Origin of the sequence: Reinekea sp. G2M2-21 (genome assembly GCF_015687175.1) — a bacterium.
In the GTDB taxonomy this organism is placed as follows: Bacteria; Pseudomonadota; Gammaproteobacteria; order Pseudomonadales; family Natronospirillaceae; genus Reinekea.
Map to the genome: position 1 here is coordinate 377,955 of NZ_JADPQG010000001.1, position 22,304 is coordinate 400,258.

The window sequence follows — 22,304 nt, forward strand, 5'->3', positions numbered from 1 at the left end:
AGTTGCCTGTGGTTTTTATTGGTATTATATTGGTCTGCACTCCATGAGTGATAACAACAAAAGAGGCTTACATGAAACTTCTAAAAACCACCTTAATCGCAGCTACCGCTGCCGCAACATTAGCAACATCTGGTATGGCATTGGCTGATACAACTCTTGAGTTGTATACATGGCGAATCCAGGATCAGGAGTTGTTTGATTATATTAACGAAAACAACCTGATTCCTGGCGTTAAAATCCACGCGAATGTCTATCCTGGCGCGGATGAGCACGAAACCAAGCTGCGAATTGACTTCCAGACGAACCGTCCTGACCTGTACCACGCGAAAGCGGGCACTGCCTGGATTCAACCTTGGATTGACGCGGGTGTTGCTGCTCCGGTAACAGACCTGGGTGTGGATCTCAGTGATTTCTCTGATGCGGCATTGTTTGGCGCAACCGGTGCAGACGGTAAAGTGTATGGTGTGCCTTTCGTTATGCAGATGGAATCTATCCTGTATAACAAAGCGGTTGTGAAGAAAGAGCCTAAAAACCTGAAAGAGCTGGAAAAACTGTTTGCTGACCTGAAAAAGCAAGGTATTACACCTCTGCACGTCGATGGTCGTGACGGTTGGTACCTGAACCAGGTTCTGCACGAAGCTGTGTTGGCCGGTATGACTTCTGACGACTGGGCTCAGAAAGTTGTCGCAGGTGAAGCCTGTTTCACAGATGACGTTTATGTTAATGCATGGGAAACGTTCAAGTCTTGGCAGGATAAAGGCTACATGAACGCTACTCCGTTGGCGGACGATTACGGCGCGATGCGTACCGGTGTTGCACTAGGTACATCTGCGATGATGATCGATGGTATCTGGTCTGCGACGCCTGCTTCTCCAATGTTTGAAATTGATCCAAGCCTGGAACTGGGTTACATGGCTCTGCCAGGTAAGAACAACAAGGTTTACGGTTTCATGGACGGTTATATTTCGTATAACCCGAACAGCGAGAAGCAAGACGCAATCAAGAAAGTTCTTGAGTTCTACACAACAAAAGAATTCTCTCAACTGTTCGCTGAAAAAGTGGAAGCAATTCCAGCTTCTTCACACAAAATCTCTGTTGATAATGACCGCGTAAACTCTGCTGCGGCGCTGATCGGTAAGAATGCATTGCCAGCACTGCCATTCTTCACGCCAGCTTTGAACAGCGGCGAGCCAACTTACCAGCAATTGACTGCAGCGGGTCTGCAAGAATTGTTGGGTGGCAAGACCACCGCGAAAGAAATGGCTGAGAAAATTCAGAAGACTCTAAACAGCCAAGGTTATGTTGGTGCAGCTAACTGCGCAATGTAATTGCTGAATGATCCGGGTCGCTGCTTCACAGCGGCCCTGATTTCCCGGCTTCAGCCAAGGAATCTCTGCATAAGTTTTGAGTTGAGATTGTCATCGCTTCGATCCACTCAGATTTTATCCAGAAACTCCTCAAAACAAAAACTCCCTAATTAGCAGAAGTCTTCTACTATGACACAAAGCAGCCTGACGCCAACTGAACCCGCAACTTCGTCCGAGAGGTCAGTAATGAACGAACAGAAGCAAACTCGTTTCAGTTACAGAACGATTAAAAATTTCCAGCGCACACTCCTTTTACTGCCGGGTGTTTTGCTCTATGGAATTTTCAACTTCACACCATTGATGATGATGGTGCCTACTTCATTACTGGACTGGCCAGGTATTGGTCCGAAAGAATTTGTCGGCCTGGATAATTTCAAGAAAATTCTGGGCAATGAATATTATCGCGACCAACTGCTCAACGCGTTGTCCCAAAACGTTCTGTTTTTTATTGTGATCATTGGTACTTTTCTGGTGATCGGGACGAGCTTGGCGCTGTTGTTAAGCTTCAAGACCTATGGCCGTAAGTATTATCAAATTATCTACTTCCTGCCTTACCCGATGGCCGGTGCCGCGGTCGCGTATTTGTTAAACCTGTTTGTGAATCCGCGTGGTCCACTGAACGCCATTATGATGCAGTTCGGACTCATTGATTCACCGATTCCATTCTTGGGCTCTGAAGATACCGCGTTAACAACGTTGGCGCTGTTCTACTCCTGGCACCGTATGGGTTTTGCCATCATGTTGATTCTGTCTGGTATTTTGGCGGTGCGGATCGATCTGTTGGAAGCCTCGATGCTCGATGGAGCTAACCGTTGGCAGTCGATTAAAAACGTGGTGTTTCCGGTGTTAGGACCAGCCTTTATTTTGATCACGGTTATCATCATGGTCGATGTCTTTAACAACGCCGACTACACACTGTTGATCATGGGCGCTGAAGCTGGACCGTTCCGCTCTACCGATATCATGGGGACCTTCCTGTACCGTTCCGCATTCGGTGCCTCTGCCGCTTCGTCAGACGCAAACTTTGGTATGTCCGCCGCGATCGGTTTGATAACCACCATCATGATTTTGCCAGCAGCACTTTTCCTGGCACTGAAAAATTTCAGAAATAAGTAAGGTGAGGCAGTAACCATGGATAAGATTTTTAAACTCAGTAAAAAAGAACAGGTTATCGTGCAGTTTATTATGATTGCCTGGGCTATCGTGGTCTTGGTACCTTTCCTCTCCGCCGTTTTGAATGCATTGAAACCTAATGTGGGCGCGGTTTTTCGCGACCCCTTTGGTCTGCCCGATCCAGTGACCTGGGGGAATTTTGCCAAAGCTTGGGTCAATGCTAATTTTGGTCGTTATTTTGCCAACTCAGCTTTTATTGCACTGACCAGTGTCGCGATTGTGACCTTTGCCTCCAGCACAACCGCCTTCGTTCTGGCACGCATGCCGTTTAAAGGCAGCACGATTATTTTTATTGGCTTTATGATTGGCGTTATCGTGCCAATTCGCCTGGCGCTGGCGCCGTTGTTTGATACGGTTCGCGCGCTCGGTTTGCTGGACACCTTGTGGTCCGTCATTCTGGTGCAGGCCGCCAGTATGATGCCGGTGGCGGTGTTCATTCTGGTTTCTTTTTTCCAGAATATTTCCAAGGAAATTGAAGAAGCGGCCATCATGGACGGTGCCATGCCTTTTACCGTGTACTGGAAAATCATGCTGCCATTGATTCGTCCGGCATTGGCGACCATTGCCTTGCTGACGTTCGTGCAAGCGTGGAATGAATACTTCCTGCCTTTGATCTTCATTCAATCGGAAGAACTGTATCCGTTGACACTTGGACTGAACCAATTTAACCGTCAGTTTTCCATTCAGTGGCACATGATGTTTGCCGCGATCCTGATCATGATGGCGCCGACCATTATTGCCTTTATCCTGGCCTCAAAGCAGTTTATTTCGGGCTTAACACAGGGTGGGGTCAAAGAGTAATTTGGCGTAAACGCCGCACAGAGTTTTTCATCTGGGTCATGTTGATGACTAATTTTCACCCCGACTGGTTCGGGGTTTTTTTGTCTGCAAAAAGGGGTCAGTCGAATGGGCATAAACGGAAAGCCGGAGTTGCCTCGCTCAAGTGTTTCACAAAACCACTGTTATGAGGACGATGCAGGCTGGCACGTCAGGGTTATGATTCGTTCTGTCTTTTGCTATTGGGACAGCCATTGACCGCGAGACACGTACGGAACTTGAATAGCACGAATGAATACATACGAACTTCTAACTCAGGACACTAGCGTGCAGCCGACGCGGAAGCGCTGACTTTTTTCGGCCGCGGAATACCGAGGCGTTGACGTCTTTCCCACAGGCACTTTCGACTAATGCCGAGCTTATGGGCCAATTCTGTTTCGGACATATTGTCTTGGTGTTCGACAACGAAATGTTGGAAGTAGTCTTCCAGGGAAAGGTCTTCGGCGCTGTCATCGGTGATCGTCGACACGGGTTCAACATCTTGACGACTTTCCTGCGGGGACACCAAGGTGTCTGGTACCTGCCAGTCTTCATCGGCCAAGCCAAGATCAGCAACGGTTATTTCGCCATTATCAGCGAGGATCAAGGAACGCTGAATGGCATTTTCGAGTTCCCGCACATTGCCGGGCCAATCGTATTGGGCCATGACGTTGCGGGCTTCCTTGGAGAGTCGGATCGGGCTTTCGATTTTCAACCGTCGACTGTGTTTGCTGACCAAATGATCGGCGATCTCAAGCACGTCACTGAGTCGTTCGCGCAATGGCGGGAGCGCTATTTCAATCACCTGCAGCCGGTAATACAAATCTTCCCGAAACAGGCCTTCTTTGACAAGTTTCTTCAAGTTTCGATGAGTTGCCGCGATCAACCGGACATCGACTTTGCGCGCGTGCACAGAACCCACCCGGCGGACTTCGTTTTCCTGCAAGACGCGCAGTAACCGGGCCTGGGCTTCCATGGGTAATTCACCAATTTCATCCAGAAACAAAGTGCCGCCTTCGGCAGCTTCAACAAGACCTTGCCGAGCTGCCGTGGCTCCGGTGAAGGAGCCCTTTTCGTGACCAAAGAGTTCAGACTCTATTAGGCTTTCGGGGATCGCAGCGCAATTGACGCACACCAATGGGTGATCTTTGCGCAGGCTGTGTTGGTGAATGGCGCGTGCAGCCAGCTCTTTGCCGGTACCGGATTCACCTTGAATCAGTACCGTAATATCGGCGGGGGAAACGCGCAGAATACGGCGGTAAAGGGCTTGCATCGGTGCACAGCTGCCGACAAGGTCGCCGAGCGCGGAGCGGTTACCGTCTTCGGCGACGTAGATTTCATCGTCGATATCACTGAGATCGGGGACTTTCTTTGCGCCTTTGTTGGACCGTGCATCCTCAATAATACGACGCACGGTACGGATCATGTCTTCGTGATCAAATGGTTTGGCAATGTAGTCCACCGCCCCCATTTTCATCGCATCGACCGCAGAACGCATACTGGCGTAGCTGGTCATAATCAACACGGGGGTGTCTTTAGCGGCGGTAATCAGGTCGGTTCCCGGTGCACCCGGTAGGCGTAAATCGGAAATGATCAGGTCAAAACTGTTCAGGTCATTCTGACTGGCTTCGGTGACGGATTCAGCCTCCGTTACTTTATAGCTGTTGCGCTCCAGTAATCGTTTTAAGGCTGAGCGAATAATGCTTTCGTCTTCAACGATTAGAATGTTACCCATATAGCTGACTCCGATTGTTGTCTAAACCATCAAGTATTTCATTATTTCGACCCGAATCTGTCGAAAACGTCATAACTGATCACTGTTAGGTGTTACCCGAGGTAACATCGACATGTAAGGGTAACCGAATCGTGAACTGAGTTCCAATGTCTTCCAGAATAAATGCGGGTGATTGCACACTGATGTGACCGTAATGCTCTTCAACAATCGTGTACGACAGGAACAGGCCCAAACCAGTGCCTTTACCTACTTCTTTGGTGGTAAAGAATGGGTCAAAAATATGGTCAATGTTTTTCGGATCGATGCCGGTTCCGCGATCAACCACGGTGATGTTCACCGTTTCCCGGGCGTATTCCGGTTCGGCATCGACCACAACCTTTTCCAGCCGGGGGCTGGCATCACGGGCGTTACCCAACAGGTTGATGAACACTTGCGACAGGCGCTGCGGTTCACAGATGACCAGCAGTTCCGGGTCTACCTTATTGACGAAGGTGATTTGTTTTTCATCCCTCGATAAAGAGAGCAGATCGATCGCTTCCTGCACGACACTGTGCAGGCTGTGTGGAATATGCTCACTTTTGCCCTTGTTTTGACCTGCGTGTGAGAAGTTGATCAAAGATCGTACAATTTTCGTGACGCGATCGGCTTGATGGCGGATCTGATTGCCAATTTCGGCGACTTCTTCTTTGCTTTCGGCGTATTTCAGGTCTTGTGCCAGACAATCGATCCCGGTGATCGGATTGCCGATTTCATGAGCAACCCCAGCCGCCAACCGACCAATGGACGCCAATCGTTCGGAGTGCACCAACTCTGATTCAAGCATCTTGTGCTCGGTTTCGTCCTCCAGCAGCACAATTATGCCTTCATTCAGGTCGCTGCTGGACTGACCAAACTTCGTTCGATGCAAACTGAACCAGCGTTTACCGGATAGATCGTTCGGATCGTCCTGTTCTATGGTGATTTTTTCTTCCCGTCCTTTGATAAAGCTGTCGATCAGGTCGTACCATTGGCCGGGCAGCAAGTCGATCTTGGCACCAATGGCCTGTTCCTCATCTATTCCGGTGAGTTCCGCCATTAGTTCATTCCACAGCAAAATCTCTCCGTCGATAGTGAGTGAGCACACACCAATGGGCAAACGGTAAAGAGTTTCACGGTGATGCCGACGCAAGCGGTCCAGTTCTGCGGACATACCACTGAGTTGATAGTGGTAGTTGTCCAGGTTCTGCTCGAGAAAGTGGATGTCTTCATGACGTACAGCTTCGACCTGCTCATAGGGCAAATACCGACTGACCATCGCTTGAGCGACAGACGGTCCCATAATGCCGGACAGGTTTGCTTCCAGCGTATCTCTGAGACGACGTAATGCGTAGGGGCGGTATTCACTGAGGTCGAGTTTCAGTTGTTTTAACGCCCGGCGAACTTCCCGCTCGGCCATGACCTGACCTAAAGGCTTGCTCAGTGAATCGATAAATTCTCGGGCGTTCTTTGCTTTTAAGGGGATACGCTGCCGTCGGTCAACGGAGCTGATAACACAGATTTCGGCTGCGTTTTTTTCCTCCGGTGAGGTCTTGGTCATCAGAGATACCAGTACAAAGGCGGCGGAATTCAACGCAATAGAACTGAAAACCACAAAGGTCCAGTTGTCCCGGTCGAGCGCAAAGTGCAAGGGCAATCGACCCGATAGCGACAGGCTGTCAACGATAACCGGCCATAGTTGCATCACAAACCAAAAACCGAGGCCTAAGATGGCGCCGACAATGAACCCTTTGCGGTTTGCTTTGCTCCAGAACAACAAACCCAATAATCCAGGGGTCATCTGCAGCAAGCCGATGTAAGACGTGATCAATAGTGTCGATTGATTCTGCACCTGATTCAAGAACAGATAGAAGCTGAAGATCAGGGCAAACACCGCCCCGATCAGCATACGTCGCACCCATATCAGCCAGCGGTAGATGTCGACATCCATTCCCGGGCTGTAAAACGGTAAAATCGCGTGGTTCAGCAACATACTGGACAAAGAGAGTACAGCGATGATGGTAATCCCACAGGCTGCAGACAGGCCACCCAAGTAGGTTAGCCAAATCAGGGTTGGCGATTCCAGAGCGTAGCCGATGCTGAGCGTAAAGTATTCCGGGCTGAATCCGGAACCCGTGCGAATGCCTGCCCACATAATGGGAAAAACCGGTAAAGCCATTAAAAACAGATAGAGCGGGGCCGCCCATGTGATGAAGCGCAGCCGGTTTGGTTGGGAATTTTCGCGAAACAGGATCTGGAACAGATGCGGCAGCACCAACGGCGCACTGATAAATAACAATAACAGTGAGAACCATTGCGTGGGTTTCAGGTCGGGGTTGATGGAACTGAAGTTGGCTGGTGCGGTGCGCACCCACTCTTGCATTTCACCGATGCCACCGCCGATCTTGAACACCGCCACGGCACCTATGAGTAAAAAAACCAGCAGTTTAAACAGAGCTTCAAACGCCAGAGCGAAGATTAAACCTGGATGTTTTTCACTGGGTTTAATGTCGCGGGTGCCGAAAAGAACGGTAATGTAAAGCAGAATAATGCTGACCAAACCGGCGATAAAACGGGTATGAGCATTCGGGTCCAGAATAACGATAACGTCGGTAATGGCCTGAATCTGTAATGCCAGCAAAGGCAGAATAGCAATGAAAACACCGCCCGCAGTTAAAAGCCCGACCCAGCGTGAGCGGTAGCGGAAGGCAAATAAATCGGCCAGTGATGACAGCTGATAATTTTTAGCCAAATTAAACAGCGGGCGGATCACAATTGCCGAAAACAGTAACAAAACAGACAGTCCGACATAAAAGGCAAGGTAGCCATGCTGAAGCTCGTAGGCCATGCCAATGCTGCCGTAAAAAGTCCAGGAACTGCAACTCACCCCAAAAGCGAGCACATAGACCAGTGGATGTTTGATGAATTGTTCAGATACTTTGCCCTTTTCGGCGAGGTAAGCGGCAAAGAAAAGCAATATTAGAAAAACGACGGCGCCGAAGACCAGAACCGGCCAATAGAAGGTCACGACGATTGCCCCCGTGAACGTTCAACCAGCGCGTTGACGATGATGCCAAACAGCCAGAATACAAACGGGACGTACCAAAATACCCGCGACTCCAACCAGTTAAAGGTAAAAGGCAGAATTAAATACAGTGGCAAAATAAGCAGTTTGATAAACATGATGACCAACGCGTTGATTGCGGCCTAAAAAGTGCGCGTAAGTGTACAGGGTGTTGGGTTTGCGGGCAAAAATAGGTGAATGTGATTGTGGTCAGGATGTGATTGAGCCAGCTGGGGCAACGCAGTCGCGTTGCCCGGTATTGGCGGCAGATATTATTCTGGGTCTGGGTAGTTTTGCTGAATCTCAATAAATTCATCCAAATGTTCGAAGAGCAGGTCAACCAGGTCGGGATCAAAATGCAATCCACGCTGTAATTGGAAATATTCTTCAACCCGTTTCATGTCCCACGGTGATTTATAGACGCGACGGGAGCATAAAGCATCGAACACATCGGCAATCGCGGTTATTCGACCAGCAATACCGATTTCATCACCTTTTTTACCTGCGGGGTAGCCAGTGCCATCCCAACGTTCATGATGATCCCTGGCAATCTCCGCACCGAGTTTCAGGAGCGGTTTGTCCGAAGAATGCAACATCTCATAGCCGACTTCTGAGTGACTCTTCATCACCTCCCATTCCTCGGCATCCAGCTTCGCCGGTTTGTTGAGAATGGAGTCGGGTATGGCTATTTTTCCGAGGTCGTGCAATGGAGCGGCTTCGCGGATTGATCGGGCGGTTTCCTGCGATAACCCGCACTTGGTGGCCAGGACAAAGCTGATTTCCGATACTCGCTTCAGGTGATACCCCGTCTCCTTGGATCGATGCTCGACAGCGTCGCCGAGTAGGTAAACAATTTCACGCTGACTTTCTTCGAGTAACGTGCGCAGCGAGATGTTTTCAAATGCAGTCAGTGCGTTGCGGCAGAACATCTGCAACAAATGGTTTTCCAGCTCATTGCGTGTTTTCAATTCCCGCATGAATAGCAATCCGGTGTGTTCTTCACTGGATCGATACATACAGATAAAGCCTGCGGAAGTCATTTTACTTTTGAAGCCTGGCTCTTCGTCGTCAATGATTTCCCGACACTCAGCTGGGATAATCTGATAGGCATTTTCAGATTCTTTGTCGGCAAATTCACCGGTGCCGGCGATGACCTTCAGTTCTCCTGAATGCTCGAACGCCGCTACACCGTCGTTTTTAGCGTAAAAGGCGTCTTCCTCGGGCGACAAAATGGCTGTAATTTGTTCAAGGATGCCTTTGGCAAAATCTTTCAGGTAGGTTTTCTGCTGCAGTTGCGTGGAGCTCTCAAGAATGCGCTCCAAGCCTTGGCGGGATCGATCTAACGCGATTATATCGCGGTAGCTGCGCAGGCAAGAATAAATGAGCGTGTGCAATTTGCCGCGGGTCAGTTCGGTTTTTTCTTTGTAATCGTTGATGTCGTATTCGGCAATAATGGTTTCTTCAGGCGCCTGTCCGGGTTGGCCGGTACGCAGCACTATGCGCACAAATCCATTTTTCAGGTCAGAGCGAATCGCGTTGGCAGTATCCAAGCCTGCGTGTTCGGTTTCCATGACAACGTCGAGCAAACAGACTGCCACATCTGGGTTCTGTTGCAGCGTATCAATACCTTCCTTGCCTGAGTAAGCGTGCAGGAACGTTAAGGGTCGATCGTCAAAAGTAAAATTCCGCAAGGCTAATTTGGTTATGCTGTGAACTTCTTCGTCATCGTCGACAATGAGAATTTTCCACGGACGTACAGCGGTGGGTGCCTGTTCCGTTGGGTGTACTTCATCAGCAAAGATCAGTTCATCGCTCATTCGCGGTATTCCTATTGCAAGCTGGATTAGGTTTTGATCGTCATCGTTACTTTGAGCCCATAACCAGGCTGGCTTGTCGTTTCTATATAGCCGTTTAGTTTAGACGTTACTAAGTTATATACAATGTTCATTCCCAACCCACTGCCACCTTCAGAGCGGCGCGTGGTAAAAAACGGGTCATAAATACGTTTCAGAGTGGATTCATCCATTCCCACGCCATTGTCTTCATAAATCAATTCGATTTGATGATCTCCCAGTAAAGCGCGGAACAATATTCGACCACCTTCTGGCTTGTCTTTGAAGCCGTGAATAATGGAATTCATAATGAGATTGGTGAATATTTGTGCAACCGCGCCCGGTGCGATAGTTAACTCAATATTGGCGGGAATTTCATTGACGACTTCGATGCCGGTCCGTTTCAGTCTGGGTCTCAGTGACAGGGTGATTTCATCCAAATACTGCTTCAGGTTGATTTGTCGTTCCTGATCACTGGACTGATCCACCGCGACCTTCTTAAAGGATTGTATTAACTCAGCTGCGCGTTTGAGATTGTTTGTGAGCAGCGCTTCAGTTTCATTGCACTCGTCAAGAAAACTTTCAAAGCCGCTTTTGGTGAGCTTTTGTTCATCCAATGCCGCGCGGGTGATACGCATTTCTTCCGCGAGATGGCTGGCAGCGGTAATGGCGATGCCCAACGGCGTATTGACCTCATGAGCAATACCGCTGACCAACGTGCCCAGGGATACCAGCTTTTCATTTTGGATGAGTTCAGCCTGCGCCTTTTTCAATTGATCGAGTGACTCAAGTAACGTGGCGTTGGTATCGCGTAGTTCAGCCGTGCGCTCAGACACCGTTTGCTCGAGGCGTTCACGATATTCCGTTAACGACTGGTCGCGTTCAATCAGGCTGTAACGCTGCAAGTTAAAGGTTTCAAACAGCCGCCCGATTTCATCTTCACGGCTGCTCAATTCGGGTAAATCGATATTAGCGTCACGGTCCATGTTGGTGGCGTACTTCTGCACATGCTGGGTTACCAGTTCGAGCGGTTTTGCTACCGTGGAGCGCACCAACAGATAGATGAGAATCTGCAGTGCGAAGATGGTGAATACGCTGGTGGTGAGAGTGACCTTGGTGAGTTCATTGACCTGATCTTTAATCAGTTGATTGTCACTGCGTATCTGTAGCGAACCGATATTGAAGTCTCGGCCATCTTCGCCTTCGGATTTGACGATTAATGGTACAACAACGGTCAGAGCATCGTTTTCTTCGCGGCGGAAGATGTTGGACAGTTGTGGGTTTCGATGTTCGGTCTGAGCCAGGTCCCCGGCTCGGAATTCGAACAACCCCGCATGGTCATTGACCAGGATGCCCGAAATGAACTGATCCCGCAGTATCGCGCGCGCTGAGTCTCGGGCCGCTTCCTCATTAAAGACCCAGAGTGATTGCGATACCAAATTAACCAGGTTTTCGATCGCTGCATCCACATTACGGGCACGTGTTCGCTCCAATATGGGCTGTAAAGCCAGATATTGTGTAGCAATCGTCAGTAAAATAGCCGCAAAGACACTGCTGGTGATGTAAACCATCAACCGGCGGGTCAAATGCGTATTGAGTCCAAACATAGGTTATGTAACGAATCGTTAACTTATGCATCAGTCTAGCTGAAAAACAGGGCAGTGCAGTATTTGTTTATCAATTAATATTGGTCGACGCCACTGTTTAATGGCTTGTTGTAGCATAGCCTCTGGTGCATCGCGCTCTACGTGGATGTTGAGCAACCGGAATACCTGCTGCAGGTTTTGTTGTGGCTGCGTATCGTCAACCGCCGGCGCCAAATTTTGTTTGCTTAATTTTTGTTCAGAGCCGGTTGAGTGGATGACGGCAAAGTGACCATAGGTGGGCGGTTGTGCATTCAATACCCGGTATAGTTCGCGTTGCCAATAGGTCGATTCCAATAAATCGATACCCCGGATCACGTGCGTCACGTTTTGTTCTATGTCGTCGCAGACGACTGCCAGCTGGTACGCGAAGAGATTGTCACGCCGACGCAAAATAACATCGCCCAGCTCATCGCGTGGGCGGCTGTGTTGCATGCCTTGAAAGAGATCGTTAAAACGATCGTCGTCGCGGTCGATGCGCAGACGTATCGCGCTGTTCGCGACCGGTTGTAATCGATGACGACAATGACCCGGATACAGCTTATGGCCCGCCAAGTCCTTTCGGCTGCAGGTACACCAGAACAGCCGCTCAAGTTCGGTGAGTTTGGTTAAATAAGATTGATAACGTTCGCTGTTCTGACTTTGGTAAGTAACGGATTCATCCCAGAACAGACCATGTTTTTCAAGGGTGCTTAGAATGCTGGTTGCGGCACCGGGTTGTTCCCGGGGTGGGTCGATGTCTTCAATACGCACTAACCAGTGTCCTTCGGCGGCTCGGGCGTCCAGAAAGCTGACCACCGCGGCAAACAGCGAACCAAAATGTAAGGGGCCACTGGGCGTTGGTGCAAATCGTCCGCGATACGTCGTCACTGTAATTAGGTCTGATGTTAGTTACTATGAGTCTATCAGTTTTACATTGGAAGGAAACCGTATGCAATTGGCCAGCCGTACCCAGACCATTACGCCATTTTATGTGATCCAGGTACTGAAACAGGTGGAGGCATTAGAGCGTCAAGGCAGAGACGTGATTCGTCTGTTCGTTGGCGAGCCGGATTTTGAGTCGCCGTCGGCCATTGTCAAGACCGCTCAACACAGCTTGCAGCATGAGGCTCAGACTTACACATCGAGCACAGGCATTGCGGCGTTGAAACAAAAAATTGCGGAACGGTATCAGCGCTGGCATCAACTGGACATTAATCCCGAACGAATCATTGTCACCCCCGGTGGGTCAGCTGCCTTGCAAGTCGCCTTTCTGGCTACGCTGAACCCGGGTGATGAAGTGTTGTTGCCGGAACCTGGGTATCCGTGTAACGGCAATCTACTGGCGATGGTGAATGCAGTCGGTGTGCCGGTCTTTTTGGACCCAAACCATAAGATGGCATTGTCCATGGAAAACCTTGCCGCTGCGGTTTCAAAACGGTCGAAAGGTCTGTTGATTGCCTCGCCCAGTAATCCTTTGGGGTCGGTCATGTCATTGCAGCAATGGCAGCGGGTAGCTGACTTTTGCAAAGCCCGTGGCATCCATTTGTTTGCCGATGAAATCTATCACGGCCTAACCTTTGGTGGCCTGGCACCTTCCGTCTTACAGGTTGATGATCAAGCTTGGGTTATTCAGTCGTTTTCCAAGTTTTACGGGATGACCGGCTGGCGCTTAGGGTGGTTGGTTGCGCCCGATTCGGCCGTGGATGCCTGTGAACGAATTGCCCAGAACTTGTATTTGTCATCACCCACGATAGCGCAACGGGCGGCTTTGGCCGGTTTCGAAGAGGGTGTTGAACAACAGTGTTTTGCCCGGCGGGATGAGCTTCAGCAACGTCGAGATTATTTAGTCGAAGTATTACCTACTTTGGGTCTGGAGGTCATGGCTAACCCCGACGGTGCGTTTTACCTGTATGTTGATATTTCCAGATACAGCCAGGATTCGGTTGCCTTCTGTGCGGATGTTTTAACCGAAACCGGTGTGGCAATGACGCCGGGAATTGACTTTGGCGGTCCTTGTCCGCGCACCAGTGTGCGCATTGCCTACACCGTGGACGTCGAACGGCTTAAGGTTGCCGTCGATCGCCTGAAGACTTATCTGACCCTGACACACGCCACCGATAACCGCTAGCAGCAGAGGCAAGAAATCACCATGAACAGCGCAAAAATACTGTCTTCTCTGGCCATGGGTTTAACCCTTATCTGCGTGGCACTGTTGACGTTGCTGGATACTCAGCTCACCAGTTTGGATTACATCAGCCGCTTGAATGAAATAGAGGCTCAGTATCAGAGTTTCAGCAACGGTTTGTTTGTCTTGATCGGCATTTTTTGGATGGGTACGGTCGATGCCACCCGTCGCGCCGTTGAGCCGGAAAAACTGTCGCCGTGGCTGCGATATGGCAGCATTGCTTTTGCCGCGAGTTACCTGTTGAGTATGGTGTTTCCCTGCGATGCCGGCTGCCCACCAACCGGTTCCCTGAACCAGATGGTGCACAGTTCACTGGTCTGGTTGTTGTATGCCGGTCCGGCGGTGTGGTCGGTGTCTATCATACGGGCAGAGGATCGGCCGTTGTTGCGCGGAGTGGCCTGGGGCTTGGTCAGTGTTTTCGGCCTGATGCAGGTGGACACCCTGTTTGTGCACGTCGCACCCGGACTCTGGCAGCGCCTCTATGATGCGTTGTTCTGTCTGTTGTGGTGGCTCAATCTTCGTCAGCTTGAGCAGGCGAAGGTGGGGCGATCCATTTAAGCTAGTGTCCTGAGTCGAAAGTTCGTATAGTTTCAGAGCGAATGGGAAGCGCTAGTACAAGGCGCTCTTCGTAGAGAATATCGAGATCTTTTCAAGAAGAGCAACGCCGTAATAGTGTTTTCCATTCGCTCCCTGCGGGCGCGACATTCAAGCTCTCTACCGTCGTTTTGTCTCTTGTTAATGGAATGATCATTGACAGCGAGACACGCCTAGGGCAGCTCTGAATAATTTCTATCTACCTCAGCGGGTGAAGAAATGATCAAATTTCGAGGCAAGTTCTGCAGGCAATATTCATTATCTTGGCAAAGGACTTAACAACGAAATTTGCCATTTCAGACCCGCCCTCCGGGTTCTTCAGTTCGATGACTGAGCTTTGTTGTGTGTTTTGAAAAGGACTCGCCATTCCCTGCAACACACGCCTCGCTCATCCTTCGATCTGATAGGACTGAGGTGATTTGAATTAATCACAGCTGCCCTAGCTATAGACCTTGAATGGCACGCTGAATTCATGCGAACTTCTTATTCAGGACACAAGCCATGCTTTCGTCGTAGCCAGGCAATTTAACCTTATTTTTTCGGTATGATCGCTGAAATTTCACAGTGAGATGGTTCATGGTTGCTCGAATTTTTGGCATTGTCGCCCCGATTATCTTTGTCATTTTAGTGGGATATCTCTACGCCAGATTTAAAAAACCAAACATGGAAGCGGCTAACACCACCAACATCGACGTGTTTGTGCCGTTTCTCATTCTGGCGGTCTTTGCCGGGCAGCAAATCAATATTGCCGAATATAAAAACCTGTTGTTCATTGTGGCCATGATTACGCTGATTCCCGGGTTGTTGTCCGGATTACTGTTCAAATTACTAAAGGTGCAATGGAAAACACTGGCGCCCCCTATGATGTTCAAAAACAGCGGTAATCTGGGTATTCCGCTGTTGCTATTGACCTTTGGTGAGGATGCGCTGCCGGCCATATTGATGATGTTTATTGTTGAAAACACGCTGCACTTCAGTGTTGGCATCTGGATACTCAGACCCAAAGACCACTTTCTGGGTTTTCTGAAACAGCCAATGATGTTGGCGACCTTTGCCGGTTTGGGTATTTCGCTATTGCACCTGCAGTTGCCACATTGGTTGGTGACTGGCTTTGAACTGTTAGGTGATATTGCCGTACCGCTGATGTTGTTTGCCTTGGGGGTTCGTTTGGTGGACCTGGACTTCCACGGGTGGCGGTTGGGCGTGATGGGCGCCATTTTGTCGCCTCTGCTGGGACTGATTGCGGCGGCTCCTTTTTTATTGTCGATACCCTTGCCCGACACTCAAATGAAAATGGCCTGGATCTTTGCCGCGCTCCCGCCGGCGGTACTGAATTATTTGGTGGCGGAGCGATATCAGCAGGAGCCTGATAAGGTTGCCTCGATTGTAATGTTTGCCAACGCGGGCAGTATCTTTATCATACCGGCGATTCTTTTTCTCATTCTGTAAAAGGCAACCCGCTTATGTTCAAGCAATGGGAGCAAGCTCCCGCGCAAACCCGAATCGAGGCCGACCGTTTTGTTGGCCAATTGGTTTTCAATGCCGATGGACTGATTCCCGCTATCGCACAGCAACACAATACCGGCGAAGTCTTGATGATGGCCTGGATGAATGACCAATCCATTCAAGAAACATTGGCAACAGGTCAGGTGTGTTATTGGTCTCGCTCAAGGCAAACTTACTGGCGCAAAGGCGAAAGCTCCGGGCATCAGCAGAAATTAGTTTCCATGCGCGCCGATTGCGACGGTGATACGTTGCTGTTGCTGGTCGATCAAAAGGGACCTGCCTGCCATACCAACCGACGCAGTTGCTTTTTCTTTGAATTGGATGCGAATGAAGCGACAGTATTGAACGACGTAAACTCCGGATTGACGGAAAAACCATAAGGAACAGGGAATGTTACGAGAAAATCTGCAACAGGAATGGTTGCTGCACCAAGCACAATATGATGCCTATGAACGGATGTCGTTGATCATTAAATTGTTTGCCATTGCTGCTCTGATTGCGATGTTAGCTTTAATGATCGACTTTCTGTTGAGTTTGGTCACTCTGTCGGTCATCTGGTTATTGGACGGCATCTGGAAAACCTATCAGAGCCGTATTGAGCAGCGTCTGCTGGTCCTGGAAGCTGCACTGGGCACCGACGCAGAGTCACCCAGTACCGCCCAAGCGTTTCAGTTCAACCGCGAATTTGAGCGACTCAGACCCTCCGGTACCGGTTTGTTCGTGGAATATCTTAAGCAGGCATGTCGCCCCACGGTTGCCGTGGTATACGCGGTACTGATTCTGGTACTACTGATCAGTTGATGCCGTCTGGCGAAGGGACGATCGTTTAGGAGACGTTCAGGGCGACTTTAATCGCCCTGAACGGTTATGGCATGGCGTCGATTAACTGGAATTGATCCAAATACAGTGTTTGATATTGTTGCAATTGGCTGAAAAAGATTCCCAACGCGAACATGTTTTCGACATCCATCGTCCGGTTTTTTGGCGCGTGAATAATGTCGTCTATCGAAAAAACGAAGTTATTCCAACCTGGAGTGAGCATTAGTGATTGATTGAAACGATCATTAAAGCCTCCACCGTACTTCCCATGTTGTTTGTCGTGAATACGAATCGTAATGGTTAATTCAGCCGATGTCGGATTAAACAGATTCATTTCCAGCTTGCGATAACCGCTCCAGTCCAGCAAAGTCGGCGTCAGCATGAGTGTTGCGTAATTCCCTGGCTCAAAATCAGCGCGCCCGCTGAAACGACCCTGCAATACATGTTCTTCGGAAGTGGCCAGGTTACCTTCCCACCGCGCGACGGAAAATTCGGATTCGAAGTCTTCAATAATCGGTTTGCGGTTTTGCTGCAGATAGTCGGTGTAACCGGCCATGGCAAAGCCGCCTAAATCGACAATCAGCACAAAACCTAAAAAACTGATGGTGGAAATGTGCAAGTGTGCGCGCGCCACAAACCAAAGTGCCAGAGCACAACCCACCAGATTACGCAAAATATCCATCGCGCTCATGCTGCGGCCAATGACACGCTGTACGCCTTCAATGAAAAAACTGAAAACGAGCACAACGGCCAGATAACTGAACACCTGCAGGGTCGACTTGAACGGTCGAAACTGGCTGTACACGACGGTAGCGGTTGCAAAAAATACGATATGTCCCATGTTCCAGGCGTAACGCAACCATGGCATGGCGAGCCCATCGGGTCCGCCAATAAAAAACAGGGACACCACGGGCAGCAGAAGTAGCAGCGACCAGTGGCGTTTGTTCAGCTGGTTAGGCGCCCACATGGATAAACGCCTGCGCCAGCGTTGTCACCTCAGATTCCTTCAGGCCGGCAATGTTGACTCGTCCGCCGCCCACGATATAAATACCGAATTCACTTTTTAGCTGCGCGATCATGTCGTCACTCAATCCGGTTAGAGAAAACATCCCTTTGTGTTGTGCAAAGTAATTGAAGCGGTCGCTTTGGCTGAGCGTTTGGAACTCGTTGACCAATGCTTGTCGTAACCCATTAACGCGTTGGTTCATTTCATCCAGTTCCTGACGCCAAAGGGCGTTGAGTTCTGCATCGTTGAGAATGGTGCGTACAATGGCGGCACCGTGTGCCGGCGGCATGGAATAGGAACCACGTGATAGTTCACACATTTTGGCCCGCGCATTGGTTGCTTGTTCAATACTGTTGGACACAATCATCGCGGCACCGGTGCGCTCACGGTATAGACCAAAGTTTTTGGAACAAGACGTGGAGATAATCATCTCCGGGACCTGATCAACCAATAACTGCATGCCTTTGGCGTCTTCTTCAAGACCGTTACCCAGCCCTTGATAGGCAATATCCACAAAGGGTAAGAAGCCATTTTTGTTGGCCAGTGCGGCGATCTGCTGCCAGGCTTCCAGGCTGATGTCGGCGCCGCTGGGGTTATGGCAGCAGCCATGCAGCAGCAATATGTCATCCGCGCCGAGTTCCGCTATTTTGGCTAACATCGCGGCTTCATTAACGAGCTTGGTTTTCGGGTCCAGATAGGGATATTCCTCGACCTTTAAACCGGCTCTGAGCATGATCGGGCGATGGTTTATGTAGCTCGGGTTGCTGATCCAAACCGTGCTGTCCGGCTTGGTAGCGGCAATAAGGTCGGCCAAATTGCGTAACGCCCCACTGGCACCAGGTGTTTGCAGGGTTGTGGTGCGGCCCAATGCGCTGGTCGTTCCCAACAGCAGGTTCTGCAGCGCTTCGTTGAACAGTTCGTCCCCGGTCAGACCCTGATATGCTTTGGTTGATTCTTGCGCCAACAATAATTTCTCAGCTGCGCTGACGGCTTTCATGATCGGTGTAATGCCTTCATCATTGCGGTAAACACCGATACCCAGGTCAATTTTGTCGCTACGGGGGTCATTGCGGTATTCAGTAATCAAAGACAGGATCGGATCGCCTTTTGGGGCAGCAATTTGTTCAAACATGTTGGCTCCAGTGGTTTTATTGTGCGCGAGCGGATTTATATACGCCGAAGGAGGTTAAGCATAACCCTAACAGCGATATGAATTCGAGTGATTCCTGCAATATTAGGAAAGCGAATACAGAAGCAATCACCGGCGTCATAGAGCCGATAGCTGATGTATTCTCTGCACCCAGCCGGCGAATGGCGGTGGCGTAAAACCAACCTGACAGAATGCCAACCAGAATCCCCTGTACCAATAATTGTGTCAGCAAAAAACCGGTCGAAAGATGAGCACTCAGGGTCAGGTCACCACTGAGCAAAACCCAGATTCCGATGATGGTGCCATTAGGAACCGTGACCAATGCCGCTACCTGTAAAGGCTGTAAATCGGCTTGTCTGACACTGACCGTAAAAATTGCCCACATCAATGCACACCCCAGCAACAGCAACTGGCCTTCAATCAGCTGGGTATTGAATTGGGTCATGGCGCTAAAGACCAGGGTAAGTACTCCGGCGAGAACAAAGCCGAGACCCAGCAGTCTTTGCTGCGGCAGTGTCTGCTTGAACAGAGTCACCGCGAGTAACGTCACAAACAACGGCGCAGCGCCTGGAATGAGTGTGCTGCCCTGCATGACATTCGCTCGCGCCATCCCCATGGCGGACAACAGAAAAAAGCCGACGCCGCTCCCTAGGCTGATTCCAAGCAGATAAAGCCAGGGTGTGTAGCGATAAGCGGGAAGGGCACGGACAAACACCGGCACCAGCAACAGACCCGGCGCGGCATAGCGCATGAGCAGCAATTCTTCTTTGCTCAGCCCCGACAGGGCGCCAGCGCGAAGGGATAGAAAGTAGCTGGACCAGATAACAACCGTCATTACCGCAGCAGTCCAGCCTATCAGGCGCTGGCGTGTGCCTTGTGGTAAAGGTTTCACCAGAAAAGGAGATATCTGTTCACTCATGTGTGCTGCCTCAAGGTCTTTGGAGGCAACATTCTAGTCGTGATGGTGTTGTGTCTAGTGCTAAACTGTGGCTTTGTAAGCCATGTATTTAGTATAGATTGTTAAATTTTTGTATTTTTTTGATAATTGTTGTTGCTTTAGTGGGGTTTGATGGTGGATTTGGATCGTATCGATAAGCAGCTGCTGCGTCTGATGCAAAAAGATGCGCGGCTGACGGTGGCCCAGCTGGGTGAAAAAGTTGGCCTGTCTGCGTCACCCTGCGCTCGTCGCGTCCGTGCTCTGGAAGAAAAGGGCTTTATTACGGGTATTCACGCCCGGGTAGACCGGCGCAAATTGGGTTTTCAGATGACCATCTTCGTGCATGTACGGTTGAGCCAGCATCAGGAGCAATGGGTCGATCAATTTGAGCACGCTGTTTTGACCATGGCCGAAGTGGTTAGCTGTCATATCGTGTCGGGAGCGTTTGACTATCTTATGCAGGTTGTCGTGCGGGACTTGGGCGAATATGAACGATGGGTTAAACGGTTACAAGGTTTAGCCATGGTGGCACAAATCGACAGTTCCTTTGCGATCCGTACAGTGAAGGAGCAAAGTGTCATCGATCCGGGATAAGAATCATCACGGAACAGTGCAATAGCCGTTTGGCGGCGTTACAATCGCCGCCAATTTCATTACCGTACGAACCTTATATGTCAACGCTAGACCGAGACACCATCCAAGCCTGGATCGAACAATTGCAACACGAAGCCTATGTCTGCCCGGATTGTGAAGGTATACACCTGCACGGCTGGGAAGCCAAAGAAGCTGTCCTGGAAGCGCGTTGTTTTGTTGAAAAGGACCGGGTGTCTTTATTGGTGGAGATCGCTATCCGCCCTTCGGCCGTTTTGCCTTTGCAGGGCGCCGTGCATTTCATGAATTACGATTACAGCTTGTTGAAAGTGATGATCGCCATGGCGGATCACGATGTCCCGAGGCTGTTATTGACGCATGCCTTGCCCATTGCGCATCTGTCAGAGCCGATGTTTCAGGACTGGCTGAAGCAGTTGCTCAGTGAAATGGATGCGGTCTACAAACACCTGACTGACATGGAAGTGTTATTGCTGGAAGACGACGATTACTTCACGGACTTTGACGATCAGCTTCACTGAGCACAGGGAGATGCTTCCAGTGCTTCAAACAACCACTCGCCCTGTTTAGCCTGATGTGCCTGTACCCAAACCCCCGGCTTAAAGTCAGTTTCGACGTCCAATAGCAGCGGTTCGCCTGCGCAGTTTTTGAACGAACCGGTTTGACCATCAACGACTTGCAGCCAGAGCGTCTCCTCTTTTTCCGCAGTCTTGTTCATGGCAAGGCTGTCGGTCATCGGGATCGAGGCGATCTGCTCGTCATCCGCCAACATGTCTGCATTGACGTCAGCTTCTTCAGCCATCAACGGCACCTTTACCGGGGCAGCCGCTGGTTTGGCGACGGCACCGCGTTCGGCTGTCTCTGCTTGTGCCACAACACCGGTTTCGCTGGGCTGACTTGCGAAGGTTGATTGCGTAACACCAGCCTCACGACTTTTGTTTACCGTTACTTCCGGCGCCGTTTTCGCCATTTGCGTGGCAACAGGACTGGGGACTTCCTCGTAGAGAGCACTTTCTGACATGGCATCCGATGACATCGAGGTCAGCATCAGTTCATTTGGCTGCCGCGCAGGCCAGACAATCATAACGACCAGCAAAGAGACCGCAATGCCTGGCAATGCTAGGGTCCAACGCGAACGGTGAGGTTTTTTCGGTGCGCGACTCAATAGTGAAGCGTGCAAATGCTCGGGCGCTTTGTGTTGCTGCTTTCGCTGTTCGTACAAACGATTCAGTGACGTTTGATCATTAGGATTCATATGTCACCTCTAATGTTTTTTTTAAATAATGGCGAGCAAAACGTAAACGACTTTTGATCGTCTCCTGTTTTTCCTGAGTGATGACGGCAATATCAGCCAATGAAAAACCATCCAATTGCAGCATCAGAGCTTCTCTTTGCGCAAAGGGCATTTGCACTAAAGCGTCATCAAATTTGGCCTGAATGTCCGGGTGTGTGGCGAAGGTCAGGTGTTCGTTCCAGTCTTCGTTGTCTTGCTCGGTAAGCTCATCCAGTGATGCCCATTGCCAACGGTTCAGTCGCCTCAGTTCATCAATAAGCGCATGACGACCAGTGGTGAACAACCAGGTGCGGAACTGTGCCTGGTTGGTCTGAAATCGGTCAGGTCGCTCCACTAATTTGAGCCAGGTGGCCTGACAAATATCTTCAGCCAGATGCGCATCCGACAGCGTCAGCAGAAAATGGTACAGCGCATCGCTGTGCCGCTGTATCAAAATCGATAACGCCGCTTGGGTACACTGAGTCTGGTATTGAACCAGCAGTTGTTCGTCGCTGAGTTGGTGGTAGAACGATTCATCTGATCGATCTTGCCACCAACGTTGTATCTGGCTGATGAGTGTCAACGGGTATTCCTGAGG

At 50.0% G+C, this 22,304-nt stretch carries 21 protein-coding genes; 10 read left to right on the forward strand and 11 right to left on the reverse strand.

Annotated elements, in window-relative coordinates:
- Positions 1 to 71 precede the first annotated feature (71 nt).
- The 3 genes from IYN85_RS01680 to IYN85_RS01690 all read left to right on the forward strand — a co-directional run bounded on the left by IYN85_RS01680 (position 72) and on the right by IYN85_RS01690 (position 3,341).
- Positions 72 to 1,328 carry an ABC transporter substrate-binding protein gene (locus tag IYN85_RS01680; RefSeq protein WP_196157119.1) on the forward strand — a complete coding sequence of 419 codons (1,257 nt, stop codon included), beginning with the start codon at positions 72 to 74 and terminating at the stop codon, positions 1,326 to 1,328.
- A 225-nt stretch (positions 1,329 to 1,553) separates the two neighbouring features.
- Complete coding sequence (locus IYN85_RS01685) at positions 1,554 to 2,483, forward strand: carbohydrate ABC transporter permease (RefSeq protein WP_196157120.1); 930 nt, start codon at positions 1,554 to 1,556, stop codon at positions 2,481 to 2,483.
- Between the two features lie 15 nt (positions 2,484 to 2,498).
- Positions 2,499 to 3,341, forward strand: a complete 843-nt coding sequence (locus IYN85_RS01690) for a carbohydrate ABC transporter permease (RefSeq protein WP_196157121.1) — start codon at positions 2,499 to 2,501, stop codon at positions 3,339 to 3,341.
- Positions 3,342 to 3,639: 298 nt separating this feature from the next.
- On the opposite strand, the gene IYN85_RS01695 is transcribed toward IYN85_RS01690, so the two are convergent.
- The 6 genes from IYN85_RS01695 to gluQRS form a co-directional block, all read right to left on the reverse strand.
- Positions 3,640 to 5,091: a sigma-54 dependent transcriptional regulator gene (locus tag IYN85_RS01695; RefSeq protein ID WP_196157122.1), complete on the reverse strand. Its 1,452-nt coding sequence runs from the start codon at positions 5,089 to 5,091 to the stop codon at positions 3,640 to 3,642.
- Between the two features lie 85 nt (positions 5,092 to 5,176).
- Positions 5,177 to 8,134: a sensor histidine kinase gene (locus IYN85_RS26300; protein WP_196157123.1), complete on the reverse strand. Its 2,958-nt coding sequence runs from the start codon at positions 8,132 to 8,134 to the stop codon at positions 5,177 to 5,179.
- Positions 8,131 to 8,289, reverse strand: coding sequence for a hypothetical protein (locus tag IYN85_RS01705; protein WP_196157124.1), 159 nt, complete (start codon positions 8,287 to 8,289; stop codon positions 8,131 to 8,133). The genes IYN85_RS26300 and IYN85_RS01705 overlap by 4 nt, the downstream gene beginning before the upstream one ends.
- A gap of 153 nt (positions 8,290 to 8,442) precedes the next feature.
- Positions 8,443 to 9,987: a DUF3369 domain-containing protein gene (locus tag IYN85_RS01710; protein ID WP_196157125.1), complete on the reverse strand. Its 1,545-nt coding sequence runs from the start codon at positions 9,985 to 9,987 to the stop codon at positions 8,443 to 8,445.
- Between the two features lie 26 nt (positions 9,988 to 10,013).
- Complete coding sequence (locus IYN85_RS01715; RefSeq protein ID WP_196157126.1) at positions 10,014 to 11,609, reverse strand: sensor histidine kinase; 1,596 nt, start codon at positions 11,607 to 11,609, stop codon at positions 10,014 to 10,016.
- Positions 11,610 to 11,639: 30 nt separating this feature from the next.
- Positions 11,640 to 12,515 carry a tRNA glutamyl-Q(34) synthetase GluQRS gene (gene gluQRS, locus IYN85_RS01720; RefSeq protein ID WP_370592139.1) on the reverse strand — a complete coding sequence of 292 codons (876 nt, stop codon included), beginning with the start codon at positions 12,513 to 12,515 and terminating at the stop codon, positions 11,640 to 11,642.
- Positions 12,516 to 12,576: 61 nt separating this feature from the next.
- Here gluQRS and IYN85_RS01725 point away from each other — a divergent pair, with 61 nt between their 5' ends.
- From IYN85_RS01725 to IYN85_RS01745, 5 genes are all read left to right on the forward strand, one after another.
- Entirely contained in the window at positions 12,577 to 13,755 is a 1,179-nt protein-coding gene (locus tag IYN85_RS01725) for an aminotransferase class I/II-fold pyridoxal phosphate-dependent enzyme (protein ID WP_196157127.1), read from the forward strand.
- A 21-nt stretch (positions 13,756 to 13,776) separates the two neighbouring features.
- Positions 13,777 to 14,370 carry a DUF998 domain-containing protein gene (locus tag IYN85_RS01730; protein WP_196157128.1) on the forward strand — a complete coding sequence of 198 codons (594 nt, stop codon included), beginning with the start codon at positions 13,777 to 13,779 and terminating at the stop codon, positions 14,368 to 14,370.
- Between the two features lie 612 nt (positions 14,371 to 14,982).
- Positions 14,983 to 15,855: an AEC family transporter gene (locus IYN85_RS01735; RefSeq protein WP_196157129.1), complete on the forward strand. Its 873-nt coding sequence runs from the start codon at positions 14,983 to 14,985 to the stop codon at positions 15,853 to 15,855.
- Positions 15,856 to 15,869: 14 nt separating this feature from the next.
- Positions 15,870 to 16,292: a phosphoribosyl-AMP cyclohydrolase gene (gene hisI, locus IYN85_RS01740; RefSeq protein ID WP_196157130.1), complete on the forward strand. Its 423-nt coding sequence runs from the start codon at positions 15,870 to 15,872 to the stop codon at positions 16,290 to 16,292.
- A gap of 10 nt (positions 16,293 to 16,302) precedes the next feature.
- Positions 16,303 to 16,713: a hypothetical protein gene (locus IYN85_RS01745; protein ID WP_196157131.1), complete on the forward strand. Its 411-nt coding sequence runs from the start codon at positions 16,303 to 16,305 to the stop codon at positions 16,711 to 16,713.
- 64 nt (positions 16,714 to 16,777) lie between these two features.
- Here IYN85_RS01745 and IYN85_RS01750 read toward each other — a convergent pair whose 3' ends face one another.
- From IYN85_RS01750 to IYN85_RS01760, 3 genes are read right to left on the reverse strand one after another with little or no spacing between them, the layout of a single operon-like run.
- Positions 16,778 to 17,698, reverse strand: a complete 921-nt coding sequence (locus IYN85_RS01750) for a hypothetical protein (protein ID WP_196157132.1) — start codon at positions 17,696 to 17,698, stop codon at positions 16,778 to 16,780.
- Positions 17,685 to 18,869 (reverse strand): amino acid aminotransferase, encoded by a 1,185-nt coding sequence (locus tag IYN85_RS01755; RefSeq protein ID WP_196157133.1) that lies wholly within the window; start codon positions 18,867 to 18,869, stop codon positions 17,685 to 17,687. Before IYN85_RS01755 ends, IYN85_RS01750 begins: the two co-directional genes overlap by 14 nt.
- 16 nt (positions 18,870 to 18,885) lie before the next feature.
- On the reverse strand, positions 18,886 to 19,806 hold the full coding sequence (locus IYN85_RS01760) for a DMT family transporter (RefSeq protein WP_196157134.1): 921 nt from the start codon (positions 19,804 to 19,806) through the stop codon (positions 18,886 to 18,888).
- Positions 19,807 to 19,956: 150 nt separating this feature from the next.
- Here IYN85_RS01760 and IYN85_RS01765 point away from each other — a divergent pair, with 150 nt between their 5' ends.
- Positions 19,957 to 20,418 carry an Lrp/AsnC family transcriptional regulator gene (locus IYN85_RS01765; RefSeq protein WP_196157135.1) on the forward strand — a complete coding sequence of 154 codons (462 nt, stop codon included), beginning with the start codon at positions 19,957 to 19,959 and terminating at the stop codon, positions 20,416 to 20,418.
- A gap of 77 nt (positions 20,419 to 20,495) precedes the next feature.
- Positions 20,496 to 20,954: a YbjN domain-containing protein gene (locus IYN85_RS01770; protein WP_196157136.1), complete on the forward strand. Its 459-nt coding sequence runs from the start codon at positions 20,496 to 20,498 to the stop codon at positions 20,952 to 20,954.
- Here IYN85_RS01770 and IYN85_RS01775 read toward each other — a convergent pair.
- Entirely contained in the window at positions 20,948 to 21,688 is a 741-nt protein-coding gene (locus IYN85_RS01775; protein WP_196157137.1) for a hypothetical protein, read from the reverse strand. The genes IYN85_RS01770 and IYN85_RS01775 overlap by 7 nt on opposite strands.
- Entirely contained in the window at positions 21,678 to 22,289 is a 612-nt protein-coding gene (locus tag IYN85_RS01780; protein WP_196157138.1) for an RNA polymerase sigma factor, read from the reverse strand. Before IYN85_RS01780 ends, IYN85_RS01775 begins: the two co-directional genes overlap by 11 nt.
- Positions 22,290 to 22,304: the final 15 nt, after the last annotated feature.

Bases quoted from the DNA above. Each gene is read 5' to 3' on its own strand.
- IYN85_RS01750 (WP_196157132.1), bottom strand. From the start codon at position 17,698: ATGTGGGCGCCTAACCAGCTGAACAAACGCCACTGGTCGCTGCTACTT.
- hisI (WP_196157130.1), top strand. From the start codon at position 15,870: ATGTTCAAGCAATGGGAGCAAGCTCCCGCGCAAACCCGAATCGAGGCC.
- IYN85_RS01715 (WP_196157126.1), bottom strand. From the start codon at position 11,609: ATGTTTGGACTCAATACGCATTTGACCCGCCGGTTGATGGTTTACATC.
- IYN85_RS01730 (WP_196157128.1), top strand. From the start codon at position 13,777: ATGAACAGCGCAAAAATACTGTCTTCTCTGGCCATGGGTTTAACCCTT.
- IYN85_RS01705 (WP_196157124.1), bottom strand. From the start codon at position 8,289: ATGTTTATCAAACTGCTTATTTTGCCACTGTATTTAATTCTGCCTTTT.
- IYN85_RS01680 (WP_196157119.1), top strand. From the start codon at position 72: ATGAAACTTCTAAAAACCACCTTAATCGCAGCTACCGCTGCCGCAACA.
- IYN85_RS01755 (WP_196157133.1), bottom strand. From the start codon at position 18,869: ATGTTTGAACAAATTGCTGCCCCAAAAGGCGATCCGATCCTGTCTTTG.
- IYN85_RS01735 (WP_196157129.1), top strand. From the start codon at position 14,983: ATGGTTGCTCGAATTTTTGGCATTGTCGCCCCGATTATCTTTGTCATT.
- IYN85_RS01760 (WP_196157134.1), bottom strand. From the start codon at position 19,806: ATGAGTGAACAGATATCTCCTTTTCTGGTGAAACCTTTACCACAAGGC.
- IYN85_RS01775 (WP_196157137.1), bottom strand. From the start codon at position 21,688: ATGAATCCTAATGATCAAACGTCACTGAATCGTTTGTACGAACAGCGA.
- IYN85_RS01695 (WP_196157122.1), bottom strand. From the start codon at position 5,091: ATGGGTAACATTCTAATCGTTGAAGACGAAAGCATTATTCGCTCAGCC.
- IYN85_RS01690 (WP_196157121.1), top strand. From the start codon at position 2,499: ATGGATAAGATTTTTAAACTCAGTAAAAAAGAACAGGTTATCGTGCAG.
- IYN85_RS01765 (WP_196157135.1), top strand. From the start codon at position 19,957: ATGGTGGATTTGGATCGTATCGATAAGCAGCTGCTGCGTCTGATGCAA.
- IYN85_RS01725 (WP_196157127.1), top strand. From the start codon at position 12,577: ATGCAATTGGCCAGCCGTACCCAGACCATTACGCCATTTTATGTGATC.
- IYN85_RS01745 (WP_196157131.1), top strand. From the start codon at position 16,303: ATGTTACGAGAAAATCTGCAACAGGAATGGTTGCTGCACCAAGCACAA.
- IYN85_RS01685 (WP_196157120.1), top strand. From the start codon at position 1,554: ATGAACGAACAGAAGCAAACTCGTTTCAGTTACAGAACGATTAAAAAT.
- IYN85_RS01770 (WP_196157136.1), top strand. From the start codon at position 20,496: ATGTCAACGCTAGACCGAGACACCATCCAAGCCTGGATCGAACAATTG.
- IYN85_RS01710 (WP_196157125.1), bottom strand. From the start codon at position 9,987: ATGAGCGATGAACTGATCTTTGCTGATGAAGTACACCCAACGGAACAG.